Source organism: Flavobacterium sp., assembly GCF_036405015.1.
Taxonomy (GTDB): domain Bacteria; phylum Bacteroidota; class Bacteroidia; order Flavobacteriales; family Flavobacteriaceae; genus Flavobacterium.
Window position 1 is genome coordinate 1 of the sequence record NZ_DASWYK010000227.1, and the last position, 17,716, is coordinate 17,716.

Sequence of the window (17,716 nt, forward strand, 5' to 3'; positions counted from 1 at the left end):
AAAATCAGCTAATTTTTGTTGAAATTAAATATCAAAATCGTAAAAAACACAGTATTTGATGAGATTGGATAGCTATTTATAGTAAATTTTTAATGAAAGGAAAGGAGCAAGAGCATTTTTCGAATTGCATGCACTTTGCGGGTCAATTAACAATTTATTTATATTAGCATTAAAAAAAGATGAATTAAATTATTCTTAGAAATGCAATTTCTTAATAATTAGAAATTAAAAAGAAGAATTAGAACTTAATTTTAAGTCTTCAAAAAGGAAAGTATGGGCGTTCAGATTTTAACATTAAAGGAATATAAAAGCGTTTTCAATACGCTCTATCCTTCGTTGTGCTTATTTTCCAACAAATATATTGAGAATATAGAAGTATCAAAAGATATTGTTCAGGAAGTCTTTATTAAAGTGTGGGAAGATAGAATCGAATTTCAAAATGATACTGCAATCAAATCTTATCTGTATACTGCTGTAAAAAACCGATCTCTTGATTATCTAAAAAGTAAGCATTACAAAACCACTTTGTCTATTGGCGAAACAGATTTTGCTCAAATCGAAACAGATCCGTTTTTTTTAAGAGAAGTAATGATTTCTGAAACTTCTATGCTGATAGAAAAAGCAGTGAATACCTTACCTGCAAAATGTGCTCAAATTATAAAATTGAGTATTAAAGGATTAAGTAATACAGAAATTTCAGAAGAATTAGGCGTTTCTTTAAATACCATTAAAACGCAAAAAAAGATTGCCTACAAGCGCTTAAAACCGCTATTGAAAGATTGTTTCTTCATTATTGCATTTGTATTCGAGATCAGAAATTAATGCTTTTTAAGCATTTAATTTTACGTAGCGATGTTAAAAATTCATAGTATTTTACAATAGCTTAAAAAAAATATAATTTTTTTTTAATCTTTTTTCACCCTCCTTTTTCTTTTTGTCGTCTTAGTAATATATAACACATTATAAGATGTCTATTTTCAGTAAAATACTTGACCTTTCCAGCCGTACAGCTTCCTCTATTTTAAAACGAGAGAAACCAGAGGCTCTTACCGATTCTGATCTTTTTACCGATTCGGATAAGGAATATATACTAGAGCATCTTACCGACGAAAAACTGCTAAAAAAACGTGCTGCATTATTGCAGCAAATTAATAAGAAAGAAGCTTGGGCTGCTATTCAGGATAGAATTGAAGTTCCAGTAAAGAAATTACACATCTGGAGATATGGTGCTGCAGCTGCTGTGCTGGTATTAGGATTTACTATTTATTTTTCTAAAAATCATTTAAGAGAAAAACAGTCCGAGAAAGTTGTTGCGACAAAATCGGTAATTGCTCCGGGAACAGACAAAGCAATTTTGGTTCTGGCAAACGGAGAACAAGTTGCTTTAGGTAAGGGATCTGTATACAATTCTACAGGAGTGCACAGTAACGGAACCGAGATTGTTTATAAAAATAATGAATCTGCAAAAAACACTATTGCTTACAATTATTTGACGATTCCAAGAGGAGGACAGTTTTTTATAAATCTGGCAGATGGAACAAAAGTTTGGCTAAACTCGGAGTCAAAACTGAAATTTCCTGTCAGTTTTACAGATGGACAGCCACGTCAAGTTGAATTGGTTTATGGAGAAGCTTATTTTGATGTTTCACCAAGTACTGCTCACAAAGGATCACATTTTAATGTTATAACACAAAATCAGAATGTAGAAGTTTTAGGAACCGAATTTAATATCAAAGCTTATCAGGACTCAGAAACTATTTATACGACACTTGTTGAAGGTAAAGTCAACTTATCAGGTTCTTTTAATACTACTGTTCTAAAACCAGGAAATCAGTCTGTGTTAGAAAATCACAATATTCGTGTGACTGCAGTAGATGTATTTAATGAAGTATCGTGGAAAGAAGGAATTTTTAGTTTTCAGGAAATGCCTTTAAAAGATATTATGAAAGTTCTGGAAAGATGGTATGACATCAAAACTGAATTTAAAAACAAAGCCATAGAAAACAGCACTTTTAACGGAATATTGGATAAAAACCAGAAGATAGAGGAAATTTTAAATATCATTAGTAACACTAACAAAATAGCGTATGAAATAAACCAAAAGACTGTAATTTTTAAGTAAGAAAGAAAATTGTAAGTTGATAAAAGAAGGGAAAAGTGGTTCGTGGGTCGAAGAACAAACCAGCTTTTCCCGTGATAGGACTTATAATTAATTCAAGATTAACTGATAAACCAAAACCAAAATTATGAAAATTAAAATTATTAAAGCTGTTTTCTGCACAAGAAAAAGCATTTCAACTTTAATTATGCGAACCATTATTCTTTTTCTTTCTCTGGCGCTTTTCAGCTTTACTCCATTAGAACTTTTATCACAAAATGTTAAAATTGTAATTAAGAATGACCAAAAAGCAACTGTAGATCAGATTTTTGAACTCATTAAAAAACAAACAAAGTACAGATTTGTTTATCGTTCGAATATGTTTGATGATCTTCCAAAAATAGATCTTGAAAAAGGAACAATAACTGTTAATAGCCTTTTGGAAAAAAGCCTTTCGAGAGGAAATTTTAAATATGAAGTAGCATCCAATAATACCATAATTATCAAGGAAGTTGCTCCAAAAAAGATAGCTCAACCGGGCGAAGTTGTAGAAATAAAAGGAAGAGTTACTGATCCGAGCGGACAGCCAGTTCCAGGGATTACAGTCTATGTTACCAGCTATAAACCAACTGGTGAAGACATGGGAAAAAACTTTGTGTTGCGAGGAACTACAACAGATTTTGACGGAACTTTTAGTATTACAGCCGAAGTGGGTTATTATGTAGTAGCAAGCGGTATGGGATTCCAATTGTATACCGAACAGATAACAAAAAATAAAACCAATTATTCGATTGTATTAAAAGAAGAAGTAAGTGCTCTAGAAGAAGTAATGGTGGTTGGTTATGGAACAACCAAAAAGAAAGACCTTACAGGTTCGGTAGGTTCTATTACTTCAGAAGATATTCAGCAAATTAAAACACAAACTATTGATAATGCTTTAATTGGAAAAATTCCGGGTGTTAATGTATCCAGCAGAGGTGGAGCGCCAGGAGCAGGTTCTTCTGTAAACATTCGAGGTTTAACACAGATTAGAGGGGATAACCAGCCTTTATATGTGATTGACGGAACTCCAATTTCGGTTACGCCAAATTCTGAAAGTTTAGGTTTAATTAATTATGGTTCAAGAGAAAATCCTCTTTTGGCTATTAATCCAGATGATGTTGAACGTATCGACGTTTTGAAAGATGCTTCTGCAGCAGCGATTTACGGTTCGAGAGCGGCAAGCGGGGTGATCATTGTTACGACTAAAAGAGGAAAAAGAGGACAGGCGCCAAAATTCTCTTTTAATGCCGCAAGTACTTTTCAAAATCCAGTGAAAACATACGATTATTTATCTGCAGATGAGTATATCGCTTTCTCTAAAAAAACGGCACAACAAACTTTAAATGGGTATCCAGAAGCTTTTTGGTCCTATTTTCCAACGGAATATGCTATAGTAAACAGTCCAAATACTTATTTTGGAAAAGCCAATACGAATTGGCAGGATTTAATTACCAACAAAAATGCTTTATGGACACAATATAGTTTTAACGTAAATGGTGGAAGCGAAAGAGTAAATTACATGATGTCTGCCGGAATCTCGGATCAGGAAGGTGTAATGATCGAAAATGACTTTAAGCGTTATACATTCAGTACCAATTTAGATGCAAACGTTACGAACTCTTTTAAAGTTGGGGGATCGGTTAATTACAATTATTCGGTAAATAAAAATAAGGGATTTAGTTCTCTTGCTCTTGGAAGTTTTAGACCAGATCTTCCAGCATTTAATGAAGATGGTTCTTATTCTACTTTTGTTGGAAATTATGGAGAACAATATACAGCTTTAGGAGACGGAATGCAACTGAGAAAAAAAGCAATCTCTAAAAATTTGCTTGGTTCTATTTATGCTGAAGTAGAGATTATTAAAGGTTTAAAATTTAAATCTCAATTAAATGCTTCGGTAAATTCAGATGAATCAAACCAATTTAGTACTTCAAAAAGCACAAATGCCTTATTTTACGGAATGTATTATGACAGACCAGGAGCAAGATTAGATGTGCAGAGAAATGAAGGATGGACAACTGCTTTTGAAAATACCTTAAGCTACAACAAAACAATAGCTGAAAATCATAGAATTGATGCCGTTGCCGGAGTTTCTTGGAACCATACAAGATACGATGCACAAGCACAACATTATAGAGGATTTCCTGATGATGATACTTTGATCAATTTAGGTTCTGCAAATTTTACGGATAGTGTTGAAAGTGAAGCTGTAGAACAAGGTCTTAACTCTATATTTGGAAGAGTTAATTACAGTTACAAATCGAAATATCTGGCAACATTTACAGCTAGAAGAGACGGATCAACGAAGTTTGGACCTGATAATCGTTACGGATTTTTCCCTTCAGGAGCTTTAGCTTGGAATATACATAATGAAGATTTCTTAAAAGAAAGTTCGGTTATTAATCAATTAAAATTGAGAGCTTCTATTGGTAGAACAGGTTCAGATAACTTGCCTTCATTTACTTATTTAGCTTATTATCAATCATTAGAAAATGGAGATTCATTTTACGATGGAAAAAATGGTATTGCTGTAACAGGTGTTCCAAATTCTAAAATTAAATGGGAAGAAACACAACAGTTAGATTTAGGGATCGACTATAGTTTGTTTAATAACAGAGTAACAGGAGAGTTAGTTTATTTTGAAAAAAATACTTCAGGAATTATCCTATTTACACCGCTTCCTTACGAAACAGGATCTATCAGCTGGAATACCAATGTGGCAGATGTTTCAAACAAAGGTTGGGAATTTTTGATTGGTGTTGATATTATTAGAAACAAAAACTTCAGATGGAATTCTTCATTCAATATTTCGACAGTAAAAAATAATGTTGATAATTTATATTCTGGAAGTGCAGGATCTCAAACTGTTATTCAAGGACAACCACTTGGAGTTATTACAGGTTATGATGTAATTAAGATTGCACAAACACAAGCCGAAATCGATGCGCTTAATACTGCTGCAGGAGGTGTTTACCAAAGTACCTTGACAAAACCTGGAGATTATATTTTTAAAGATATCAACGGAGACGGAAAAATTACAACAGATGATAGAGGTCCGATTGGAGACATCAATCCAGATTATTTTGGAGGATGGAACAATAGTGTAACCTATAAAAACTGGGATTTTAGTATGAACTGGAACTTCTCACAAGGAGCGCAAAGACAATACGAAAAAATTTCAAATCTGTATTATACTGATGCTCTTACTAATCCAACAAGAGAAGTTTTTGATACTTGGACTCCAGAAAACACAAACGCACCTTATGCAGCTTATGGCTCAGCGACACATGGTTATATTGCTACATCAAGAGCAGTTGTAGATGCTTCTTATATTAAATTACGTTCTGCTGCTATTGGTTATAATTTGCCTTCAAGTTTGTTTAAAAATACAGGGCTTAGCAAAGTAAGATTGGCATTAAGCGGTAATAACTTAATCACGATTACAGATTATCCTGGACTTGATCCAGAAGATGTTATTTCGAGCTCATTTGCTAACCGATCAACTGGTTTTGTGAGAGATGATGGAAGATCTTATCCAAACGTCAGAACTTTTACATTTTCTCTAAATGTTACTTTCTAGTTAATAGTAAATAATTGTAAAAAAGACAGAAATGAAAAATTTAAAATATATATACATAGGTTTAGTAAGTGCTGCATTGTTTACTACAGCTTCCTGCCAGTTAACAGAAGATTTAGAGGATTACAAACCGCCATACGCATTAGAGGCTGATACTGCAATTAATAGCGAATCATCTGCAGAGTTGGCGCTTACAGGTGCGTACGCCGCTTTTAGACAAAAAAGTTCCGGAGGTGCATTTCCGATATTTTACTTAATGGCAGATATTATGAGTGGCTATAGTAATAATGGTCAATATTCTACAGGACCTGAACCGGTTGGATGGGCAACTAATAATCCGCTTGCAACTGGAGCTCGTGATACGCAATATATCTACGGAGGACTATACGATTTAATAAACCGTACCAACTGGCTTATTGAAAAAGTAAGTGCATTAGACGATAAAGTTTTTACTACTCCAGGCAGAAAAGCAGAGATTTTGGCGGAGGCTAAAATTCTAAGAGCGTTAGGACATTTTTACTTGCTTCGTACTTTTGGACAATTTTATGACGTGAACTCAGAATACGGTATTTTGGTAAGAACGAAACCGGTTAAAAACGCAGAAATCAGTCCAAGAAATACCGTTGCTGAAACGTATACCGCAATCATTGCTGATTTGGATGAAGGAATAGCAAATGCTCCTGATTTAAGAAGTAAAAAATACACCAATAAAACCTTTGCAAAAGGTCTAAAAGCTAGAGTATTATTATACAAAGGAGATTACGCTAATGCGGTTACTTTGTGTCAGGATGTTATTGCTAATGGAGGTTCAAACTTTAAATTGGAACCTACTTACGGAGCTATTTTTGACGATCATGATTCTGCTGCTATTTTTACCAGTTCAGAAATTTTGTTTGGTACCGCAGGAGTATCTAATGAAGGAATCGGAATTGGTAATTTTTATGGCGGATTTTCAGCCAATATTTCGCAAGTTTATAAAGATGCCATTGCAGGAAGCATGACTGTCGGAGCGCAAAATATTACTTATGATGCAGGTAGAACGTCAATCTTTATAACGAATGTATCATATGGCGGATATTATACCACAAAATATACCTCTAATTTTATTACAGGAACCAACGAATTATTTTACCATATGCGTATAGCAGAAGTATATTTGATTTTGGCAGAAGCAAGTGCGAGAGCCAATAATGCTGTAACTCCAGAAGCACTTCAGGCTATTAATACCATTAGAACTAGAGCAGGAGCGGTAACAACAGGTGGTAATGGTTTTGAAACCTATCCAAATACAATTTCACTTTCTCAGTTTTTAACAGCAGTTCGTTATGAAAAATTAGCCGAATTGTATGCTGAAGGTGGAGAAACGTGGTATGATTTGATCAGATACGATTATGCCGACGGATTTGGTTCTGGATTTAAAGTATCAGATGTAAAAGCATCGGCTACAAACTCAGATAAATTTATTCTGCCAATTCCGACAGAATCTATAGATGCGGGGAATCGTGTTATTAAACAAAATCCATCGTATTAATCTTTAAAATATAGGTTAGAGGAGTTCAATTTTCCTCTATAAAACTTCTCTAACCTTATATTTCATTTTGAATTTTTAAATAGAAGAATTCACTTATTCAACATAAGTGTACGGCCACACTTATGTCTTTTATCAAAATCCTTTTTAAAGAAAAAAAATAATAACTATAAATCTTAATCAAGCAAAAAATGAAAAAAATCGCAACTGTTTTAGTGCTATTATTGGTGATTCCAAAACTAAGTGCACAAGGAATTTCTTTTGAGCACAGCACATTCAAAGAAGTATTGGCAAAAGCCAAAGCAGAAAAAAAACTGGTTTTTATGGATTGTTTTACCACTTGGTGTGGACCTTGTAAAATGATGGCAAAAGAGATATTTCCGCAGCAAAATGTTGGAGATTATATGAATGCCAATTTTGTAAGCATCAAGATGGATATGGAAAAAGGAGAAGGTATCGAATTAACCAAAACGTATGAGGTAAGCGCTTATCCAACACTGCTTTTTATGGATGCTGATGGCAAAGTGGTACACAGAGCTACAGGTGCAGAAAAAGCAGAAGATTTTATTGAGCAGGCAAAAATCGCTTTCGATCCTACGAAACAATTAGATTATCTAAACAAACAATACGAATCAGGAAATAGAGATCTTGCTTTTTTAGCGCAGTATGTAAAATCTTTATATACCGCTTATAAACCAGATCTTATCGAAAAAGTAGGTAAAGAGGTAATTCCGACAATGAAACCAGACCAATATTTAACCGAAAATGGTTTCACTGTAATTGCACACGCTGGAGTGGAATACAAAAGCAAAGTCTACAATTATTTAATTAAAAATAAAAAAGCTTTTATCGATAAATCGTACATTGGGAAAGAAAGCTACGATTACGTTATTGGTGCAGCAGTTTCTAACTATTTGGTTGGAATTGCGACTAAAAAAACACTTCCAGAATTGGACAAAGCAATTGCAGAAACCGAAAAAGATTTTGTTTCTCCGCAGCAAAGTCAGTATAAAACTTACTATTACAGTCAATATTATTTAGCGCAAAAACAATACGATAAATGGTTTGATTTTAATAAAAAAGAAGCAGATCAAGCATTCGCAAAAAATCAGAAAGAAGCTTTAGGTAGTTACATCAACACAGCTTACAGCATTGCAGTTAATCCTGATTTTGAAAAAGCTGGACTAGATGATAAAGCAATTGCAATGATTGAAAATATCAAAGATGTAGATCCAGAATCACTTGCGGTAAATTATTGCTTAGCAAGTCTTTATCTTAAAACACGTAATAAAGCTAAAGGATTGGAAAACATTGATACATACATCAAAAAAGCTTCTGCTAAAGGAGATGAACCAAATGAGCGTGTATTGGCTTTGAAAACCAAAATAGAAAGTTTATAAAACTATAAAAACTTAAAAAATATAACCATGAAATATTTAGGTATAATAAAAATAACGGTTTTGAGTCTGCTCTTGTCAGCTTTCAATTTTACGGCATCGGCACAGCAAAAATTTCATATTGATGGAACAGTTACAGGTTTGGTCAATGGAAAAATCTACACCTACAAAAACAACGCTGTTGTACCAGTAGAAGTTAAAAATGGTAAGTTTCAAATTGAAAGTGAAATGGACGAGCCTGTATTTAATCTTAGTTTAACAAAGGATGCTGAAGTTAATTATAGAGCAGAAAAAACGTTTACGTCATTTTATGTTGAGCCGGGAGCTCAAACTTTAAAACTAGATTATACTGATTTTAGAAAAGCTGTTTTAAAAGGATCAAAAACTCAGGATGATAGTTACAGATACACCGCGATTACAGATCAAATTAACAAAAAATACAAGAAAGAATTTGATAAAGTGGAGATGCTTAGCAAAAAGTACGAAGCTGCTGTTACGGCCAAAAAAGACGAAAAAACGACAGAAGCTATTAAATACGAAATCAATGATGCTAAAGAATTTTTAGAACCTGCTTACAAAGAAATCGGTGAAGCAACATTGAAATTCTTCAAAGATAATCCGAAGTCTTATTTCAGTATGACAATGTTGTTGTATTATTTAAACGGAATGACTTACGACGAAGCTAAAGGTTATTACGATAGTTTTAATCCGCTTTATAAAAATACCAAAAGTGCTCAATATCTAGCGGCTGAAATCGAAAAGATGAAAAAAGGTATTGCAGGTGCACCAGCTGGGCCTTTCAACACAAAAGATATTAATGGAAATCCGTTAAAACTAGAAGATTTTAAAGGGAAATATGTTTTAATCGACTTTTGGGCTTCATGGTGTGTGCCTTGTAGAAAAGGAAATCCGCATTTGCTGAAATTGTATGCTGAATACAAACCAAAAGGTTTAGAAATCTTAGGTGTTTCTGATGATGATAAAGCAGAAGACAAATGGAAAAAAGCGGTTGAAAAAGACGGAATTGGAGTTTGGAAACATGTTCTTAGAGGTTTGCAATACAAAGAAGGTACTTACGAAAAAATAAATGAAGATCAGGATATCAGCGAAGGTTACAATATTCATTCATTACCAACTAAAATTTTAGTAGATCCAAACGGAATTATCGTTGCCAGATATGATGGTGGAGAAGCAGATGATAAAAAAATGGATGAAGATTTAGCAGCCATTTTTAAAGCTAAATAAGAAGAAAAAACAATTGGATTATAATTAAAAAGTAAATCAATGAAAAAGTTAAACGTAATTAAAATAGCAGTTTTAGGTCTTTTGTTTCAAGGTTTTACAATGGATTGTGAAGCGCAGGGGAAATATAAAATTGACGGAACTGTAACAGGATTAAGTGATGGAAAACTGTACGTTTTTAGTGGTAATAAAGTAGATTCAGTTAAAGTTACGAAAGGGAAATTTCAGATTAGTGGAGAATTTAAAGATCCTGTTGAAAATTTAGGCATTGCAAAAATCTCTGATTTCAGCAAGATGAACGACAAAATGTATGTTTCACTTTTTGCAGAAGCAGTTCCAATGACTCTGCAGCTCAATTATGCAGATTTTCCAGCGTCGAAACTAACAGGTTCTAAAACTCAGGATGATGTTGCGAAATTTAATGCTATAACAGCAAAAATCAAATCGAAATACAAAAAGGAATTAGATCAGTTTGATGCCATCAGAAAAAAATATGATGATGCAAGAGCAGCGAAAAAAAGTGAAGAAGTTCTAGAAGCCATTAAATACGAAGACAATGATGCAAGAGGAAAATTAGAGCCAATGTATGCAGAAATGGAAAAGGCATCTTACAACTTCATGAAAGAGAATCCGAACTCGTATTACAGTCTTTTTTTACTAAGAATGAATTCAAGAAATCTGAAATATGATGAAGCCAAAGCATATTACGACAGTTTTAATCCAATATATAAAAAAGGAGATTTGGCTAAAGACTTGGTAACTGAAATTGAAAACATTAAAAAAGGTGTTCCAGGCGCTCCAGCTGGACCTTTTAATAAAAAAGATATTAACGGAAATCCAATCAAATTAGAAGATTTTAAAGGGAAATATGTTTTAATCGATTTTTGGGCTTCGTGGTGTGTGCCTTGTAGAAAAGGAAATCCTCATTTATTGAAACTGTATGCGCAATACAAACCAAAAGGACTTGAAATCTTAGGTGTTTCTGATGATGACAGAGCAGAAGATAAATGGAAAAAAGCGGTTGAAAAAGATGGAATCGGAGTTTGGAGACACATTCTTAGAGGTTTGCAGTACAAAGAAGGAACTTACGAAAGAATCAATATTGATCAAGACGTGAGCGAAGGCTACAATATTCATGTATTGCCAACCAAAATCTTAGTAGATCCAAACGGAATTATCGTTGCGAGATACGATCAAGGTGAAGCAGACGATGAAAGAATGGATAAAGATCTTGCCGCAATTTTCGCTTCGAAATAATAGCATCTGATTCTTAATAATCATTAAAATGGCAATTATTAAAAAACTAGCATTAGTCGTTTTTTTAGTTTTTGCGGTGAATTCCTATGGGCAAAAACCAGATCAGGCATTCATTAAAAAAGTAGAAAAAACGGCTGGTGTTTTTAAGATAAAAGATCCGGTTGTTTCAGACCCAGTTTCAGTAGATGCTCAACTAATTTGGAACAAAAGTAAAACACAATTGGCTGTAATTGTAAAAGCTAAGGTGTTTGAAGGATGGCGTATTTACGCGTATGTTCCGCCTACACAGCCTTATATTCAGTATCAAATGGTATTAGAACTTCCAAAAGGAGTAACAGCTTTAGAAGATTGGCTTAAACCTAAACCATATCCTTATGAAGACAATATTTTTATTTATAAAGGTGAACTTACTTTCATAAGGTATTTTTCGGTTAAGGATTTAGAAGCCAATGCTAAAATTAAGGCAGGACTTTTTTATCAAACCTGTGATATCAAGCAATGTTTACCTCCCAATACTAAAAGCAAAGAATTGAAATTATAAATTTTAAATAGCATCAAATGAAACAAATAAGAGTTAGAATAGTATTAGCAATAATGCTGTTTTGTGCAAATGTTTCAGTTTTCGCACAACAGCATCAAAAAGAAAACATATCGGTTTTATACGTGGGATACGATCCCGCAATTCCGTTGAGTGATGACTTTATTAATTCAGCAATCAATAATGGAGGTTATTCTCCAGAGCGTTTTAAAGAAGATTTCAAAACACGTTACAACGCTTTTGAAAGTTATTTAAAAGAATATTTTTCAAGCGTGAAAGCAGTTGATGCCAGAAGCTACACAATGGATATGTCGGCTTCTTATGATGTTACGATATTTGATCAGACTGTTAAACCGTGGGAAAAAGGTGAACGTCATCCTAATTATAAACCTTCAAAATATTTAAAAGAAGATTTTGATTTTCCTACCGTTTTTATAGGTCAAACTGCCCCTCAAATGGGCGAGACTATTGGTTTAAAACTAGATTGGCTGTGTTTGTGCCTAGATGCCGATGCGCATCATTTAAAAGCAGAACATCCTATTTTTAAAGGACCTTTTCCAGTAAAATTGACAATGGTAACGAAACCAACTCCAGATGGAATTTTTCATTACGCTTCAGGAAAAGATGTGCCAAAAGAAATTCCAATGTGGCGCGTGCAAAAAGAAGGATATCTAGAAGGAAAAGGTTATCGCGTTGGATTAGTATCAAGAGGCGACGGATTTTTAGATTCTCCTGACACCGAATATATTTCAAGCGGTGTAAACAGTAAAGATGTTGGAGCTGTTGCTATAGGACGTCATGGTAATTTTTTACTATGGGGATTTTCAGCTTCACCAGATTATATGACAGACGAAGCCAGACAAGTTTTTGCTAATACTGTGGTTTACATCAAGAAATTTAAAGGACAAAAACCAATCGCTAGAAAATACAGACAACAGATAGCGATTAGAGCAACTGATGTTGATGGAATGATTTATGGTTTGAGCACGGAATCTTATGAGAATTATAAAAAATACATTGCTGAAGTGAATGTTCAAAGTGCAAAAACAGTAAAAGAATTAAAAGAAAAGAAAGATAAAGGTGAGAAATTGAGCGAGATGGAAGCTGCAATTTTACAAGTGCAATCTGAACCAATGCCTATACCAAATTGGGGAGAATATGTCAAACAACAATCAGGAGATTTCTTTAAACCAGAATATGTGAAAAATGTTGAGAAATTAAAAAAATTCCTGACTGAAAATAAAAAGTACATGTACGCAACACCAGACGATTTTTATTCTTTAAAAATTGATGAGGATATTAAAAAGATGGGAATTGGAAATAACGATAAACAACTTTTACAACAGTGTATTACGCTTCTAAAAAACGGTAAAGACAAAGATTTAGCCAATAGAGTTTTACAACGTTACACAGGTTTGGAGAAAAATCCGCAGGAGTGGGAGCAATGGTTTGGCAACAATTCTTCTAAATTATTCTTTACAGAAGCAGGTGGTTATAAGTGGTTAATTGATACAACAAAGTAGTGGTGTCATAAAAAATAAAATATCAAAAAATGAAAAAAATAGTTCTAATGCTACTGATTTTAATCGCAGGATCAGTAAATGCCCAAGTATACAATCCAGTAAAATGGACGACAAGTGTAGTAAAAATATCAGAATCAGAATACGAGCTTATCGCCAAAGCGGCAATCGAAAAAGGCTGGCATTTGTATTCGCAGAGTGTTCCAGAAGATGGTCCGTTGCCAACCAAATTTTCTTTTGATGGAAAAGGAGAATATCTAAAAAAAGGAAATACAAAAGAAGAAGAAGGTCATGTGGTTAATGATCCGATTTACGGAATGAAGATTAAATATTTTGAAAACAAAACCATTTTTAAACAACGTATTAAAATTAAGGACAAAGCACCGAAACAAATTAATGCAAATGTAGAATTTATGGCTTGTGACGATACAAAATGTCTTCCGCCTAAGCAAGTTGAATTACTTTTTAAAATGAAATAAAAGAACCCCATTTTATGAAAAAAGTATTTTATGTAATAGCTTTTTTACTTGTAACAATCAGTTACGGGCAAAAAGCAGATGCTGTAGTATGGAAAACTATTGTAGAAAAAGTCTCAGATAAAGAATTCATTTTATCTGCTGAAGCAACAATTTCTTCAGGTACACATTTGTATTCGCAAAATGTTTCTGGAAAAGGTACAACAGCAACAACTTTTATGTTTGACGACAGCGAAGGTGGTTTTACACTTTTAGGAAACACAACCGAAGAGGATGGAAAAACAATTGAAGATCCAGTTTTAAAATCCAAAGTAAAAGTTTTTGAAAATAAAGCGGTTTTTACACAAAAAATTGCGGTTTCAGGAAAGGTAAATACTATAAATGCTTTGGTTGAATTTGTGTCGGGAAATCATTCTGCTGTCTCAGAACTTCAAAGTGTTGAACTTAGTTTTGATTTGAACAAAGCAGTAAAATTTCAGAAAAAAATGGCTGAGGTTTCAAGTGTGGAAGGAAGTAAGGATAAAGATCAAAAGGGAATTTTGGGAATATTTATTATTTCTTTTTTATCTGGTTTTGCTGCTTTGTTGACGCCTTGTGTTTTTCCGATGATTCCGATGACGGTTAGTTTTTTTACCAAACAGAGTAAAAATAAAGCCAGCGGAATAAGAAATGCATTGTTTTACGGAATTTCAATTATTGTGATTTATGTGGCTTTGGGAACTTTGGTTACAACCATTTTTGGAGCAGATTCTTTGAATGCTTTGGCAACGAATGTTACTTTCAATCTGATCTTTTTCTTACTGTTAATCTTTTTTGCGATGTCCTTTTTGGGCGCTTTTGAAATTGTACTTCCAAGTTCATGGCTTACTAAAGTAGATGAAAAATCGCAGGCAAGCGGGATTATCGGAATTCTATTTATGGCGCTTGCTCTTGCTGTAGTTTCTTTTTCGTGTACAGGACCAATTGTCGGAACTTTATTAGTTCAGGCAGCAAGTCAGGGCGGATTGGCACCTATTGTTGGAATGTTTGGTTTTTCATTGGCCATTGCATTGCCTTTTGCCATTTTTGCAGCTTTCCCAGGTTGGTTGAATTCGCTTCCTAAATCGGGCGGCTGGTTGAATTCTGTTAAAGTGGTTTTAGGATTTTTGGAGCTAGCATTAGCGTTTAAATTTCTAAGCAATGCCGATCTTGTTTTACAGCTTCATCTTTTGGAACGAGAAACTTTTCTGGCGATTTGGATTGCCATTTTTGTAGCTCTGGCCTTGTATCTTTTTGGAAAAATAACATTAGCGCATGATTCTCCACTACCTCATATTTCAGTTGGAAGATTAAGTCTAGGGATTTTTGTATTGGCTTTCATTATTTATTTGATTCCGGGTTTATGGGGAGCTCCATTACAATGGATTAGTGGTTTTCCACCTCCAAAACAATATAGCGAATCTCCATACGGACTTGGAGCAGCAACCTCAGAAGTAAAAACTATTGCAGCTCTTCCAAAAGATGCAGAAGAAGGTCCGAATGGTATCGTAACTTTTCGGGATTATGATGCTGGAATGGCTTATGCTAAAAAAGAAAATAAACCCGTAATGCTAGATTTTACAGGTTTTGCTTGCGTAAACTGTAGAAAAATGGAAGAAAGAGTCTGGCCAGATGCAAGAGTTTTAAATCATTTGAATAAAGATGTTGTAGTCATTTCTCTTTATGTAGATGACAAACGACCTCTTTCTGAAGAAGAACAAATTATCTCCAAAATAACAGGGGAAAAGTTGAAATATATAGGGCAGAAATGGAGTGAATTTCAAATTCTGAAATATAAAACCAATGCACAACCTTATTATGTTCTGATTGATCATGAAGGTAAAGAACTTAATGCACCAACAGCTTACAATCCGGATATTGAATTTTATAATGACTGGCTGGAGAAAGGAATCAATAATTTTAAATCGCTATAAAGGTTTTTCTGTGTTTCAATTTTTATTTTGAATTAGTAAGCAAAAGTAATTTAACCGAAAAACCTAATAAAAAGGGCTGTCAAAAGCAGCTCTTTTAACTCTGATTTTGAATATCCTGAAAAGCTTACTGATAAAAGACCTATTAAATTTCTGAAACAATATGAAAGCATTAAAACTATTTAAGAAGTACTGGTGTGAACAGCTTTATTTTAAAAAATTCGACAATAGAGAATTGGCGTTAATGATATCAAAAGAATCTTCATTGATTGTAAAATCATATTTTAAGAAAACAAACTAGACAATTATAAAATATATTAAGATGAAAAAATACATCTTTCTGGGCTATTGCTCATTAGCTTTCTGTGCCCTTATGTCAGCGCAGGGAAAATCGGTTAACTTTAAGAAAATAAAAGAGTTAGTTGGAATTGAAGAATATTTGTACCAGCCAAATGGGATGAGCGTACTGCTTTTGCAGGACAATGCTTCTCCGGTTGCAACAGTACAGATTGTATATCGTGTAGGTTCTAAACATGAAGTGCTGGGAAACACCGGATCGACACACCTTTTGGAACATTTGATGTTTAAAGGAACCCCAACTTTCAATAAGAACACTATCACGATTACCGATGTGCTGCAAAATACTGGAGCACAATTAAATGCTACAACCTGGTACGACCGTACGAACTATTTTCAAACACTTCCAAGTGATAAAATCGAACTGGCACTTCAAATCGAAGCCGACAGAATGCGAAATTCGTTATTGACAAAAGAAGACAAAGAAGCCGAAATGACTGTGGTTCGCAACGAATTTGAACGTGGAGAAAACAACCCGAACAGTTTGCTTGACAAGGAAATCTGGGCGGCGGCTTATATTGCGCATCCGTATCATCACTCTACAATTGGTTGGAAATCGGATATTGAAAAAGCACCGATTGAGGTTTTAAAGAATTTTTATAATACCTATTACTGGCCCGATAATGCGACTTTGACCATCATCGGAGATTTCAGAAAAGAAAATGTTTTTGAACTGATTGAGAAATATTTCGGAAAAATCACAAAAGCGCCGCATGTAATGCCACAGCCTTATACAGAAGAGCCTCAACAATATGGAGCACGCAAAATTGTGGTGAGAAAACCAGGAGAATTGGGCGTTGTAAACAAAGCCTATAAAATTCCAGGTGCTTTGCACGAAGATCTTCCAGCTTTAAACATTCTGGCTCAAATTATTGGAAATGGCCCATCAGCAATTTTGAACAAAACTTTCGTTGATACCCGTTTGGGAATTTATTCCTATGCCAGTGCAACGAACTTCAAAGAAGTGGGACTTTTCACGATTGGTGTAGGTTTTCCAACGACTTCAAAACATGAAGACATCGATGCTAAAATCAATGAAGTTATAGCTAAAATTCAAAAGGAAGGCGTAACTCAGGATGAGGTTAATCGTGTTGTAGCCAATATCAATGCGCAAACAATTTTAGCAAGAGACGGATCAGGAGATGTGGCTTCAGAATTAAATGAGGCAATCGCTTCAGGAGATTGGACAGACTACATTACAGGAGTTGATCGATTGAAAAAAGTAACTCCAGCAGATGTTTTGCGTGTAGCCAATCAATATTTGGTGGAAGACCAAAGTACAACTGGTTATTTTATTCCGAAACAGTCTGGAACACAAAATAGTGATACTGTTGGAGCTAGTAATTATATGCCAGTAAATGAGCCATTTTATTACAGACATCCAGAAGAAGGACATTCTCATGAGGAAGCTTTATCCGCTCCGTTTTTAATGAAAAATACAAGTGAAGAAACTACAGTAGCTGAAACTTTAATTGAGAAATCAGCTTCTGTTTTTAAAAGAGAAAAAGTTTCTGGAATTGATGTGGTTTCTGTAAAAACTTCAGCAAAAGATTTTGTGACTGTTGCAGCGAGTATTTCACTTGGAAATTATGCTAGCGAAAGCAAAAATGATATGATTCCGGCTTTAACAGCTTCAATGCTGTCAAAAGGAACAACGCTTAACGACAAATTCAAATTCTCAGAAAAACTGCAGAAATTAGGCGTAACATTAAATGTAAACGCCTCAGCCTTCAAA

12 protein-coding genes are annotated in these 17,716 nt (G+C 34.1%); all 12 read left to right on the forward strand.

Annotated elements, in window-relative coordinates:
- Positions 1–273: 273 nt before the first annotated feature.
- Positions 274–822, forward strand: coding sequence for an RNA polymerase sigma-70 factor (locus VGE71_RS19600; protein WP_331139809.1), 549 nt, complete (start codon positions 274–276; stop codon positions 820–822).
- A gap of 145 nt (positions 823–967) precedes the next feature.
- Complete coding sequence (locus tag VGE71_RS19605) at positions 968–2,122, forward strand: FecR family protein (RefSeq protein ID WP_331139810.1); 1,155 nt, start codon at positions 968–970, stop codon at positions 2,120–2,122.
- Between the two features lie 124 nt (positions 2,123–2,246).
- Positions 2,247–5,720: a TonB-dependent receptor gene (locus VGE71_RS19610; protein WP_331139811.1), complete on the forward strand. Its 3,474-nt coding sequence runs from the start codon at positions 2,247–2,249 to the stop codon at positions 5,718–5,720.
- A 31-nt stretch (positions 5,721–5,751) separates the two neighbouring features.
- Positions 5,752–7,248: a RagB/SusD family nutrient uptake outer membrane protein gene (locus tag VGE71_RS19615; protein ID WP_331139812.1), complete on the forward strand. Its 1,497-nt coding sequence runs from the start codon at positions 5,752–5,754 to the stop codon at positions 7,246–7,248.
- A 188-nt stretch (positions 7,249–7,436) separates the two neighbouring features.
- Positions 7,437–8,645: a thioredoxin domain-containing protein gene (locus tag VGE71_RS19620; protein WP_331139813.1), complete on the forward strand. Its 1,209-nt coding sequence runs from the start codon at positions 7,437–7,439 to the stop codon at positions 8,643–8,645.
- Positions 8,646–8,672: 27 nt separating this feature from the next.
- Positions 8,673–9,887: a TlpA disulfide reductase family protein gene (locus VGE71_RS19625; RefSeq protein WP_331139814.1), complete on the forward strand. Its 1,215-nt coding sequence runs from the start codon at positions 8,673–8,675 to the stop codon at positions 9,885–9,887.
- A 39-nt stretch (positions 9,888–9,926) separates the two neighbouring features.
- A complete protein-coding gene (locus VGE71_RS19630; protein WP_331139815.1) occupies positions 9,927–11,141 on the forward strand; it encodes a TlpA disulfide reductase family protein in 1,215 nt (404 codons plus the stop codon).
- 28 nt (positions 11,142–11,169) lie between these two features.
- Positions 11,170–11,682 (forward strand): protein-disulfide reductase DsbD domain-containing protein, encoded by a 513-nt coding sequence (locus VGE71_RS19635; protein WP_331139816.1) that lies wholly within the window; start codon positions 11,170–11,172, stop codon positions 11,680–11,682.
- A 17-nt stretch (positions 11,683–11,699) separates the two neighbouring features.
- A complete protein-coding gene (locus VGE71_RS19640) occupies positions 11,700–13,202 on the forward strand; it encodes a hypothetical protein (protein ID WP_331139817.1) in 1,503 nt (500 codons plus the stop codon).
- Between the two features lie 29 nt (positions 13,203–13,231).
- Positions 13,232–13,678 (forward strand): protein-disulfide reductase DsbD domain-containing protein, encoded by a 447-nt coding sequence (locus VGE71_RS19645; RefSeq protein WP_331139818.1) that lies wholly within the window; start codon positions 13,232–13,234, stop codon positions 13,676–13,678.
- Positions 13,679–13,692: 14 nt separating this feature from the next.
- Positions 13,693–15,627, forward strand: a complete 1,935-nt coding sequence (locus VGE71_RS19650) for a protein-disulfide reductase DsbD family protein (protein WP_331139819.1) — start codon at positions 13,693–13,695, stop codon at positions 15,625–15,627.
- Between the two features lie 319 nt (positions 15,628–15,946).
- Positions 15,947–17,716 (forward strand): pitrilysin family protein (locus tag VGE71_RS19655; protein WP_331139820.1); only part of this gene is annotated, 1,770 nt, incomplete at its 3' end.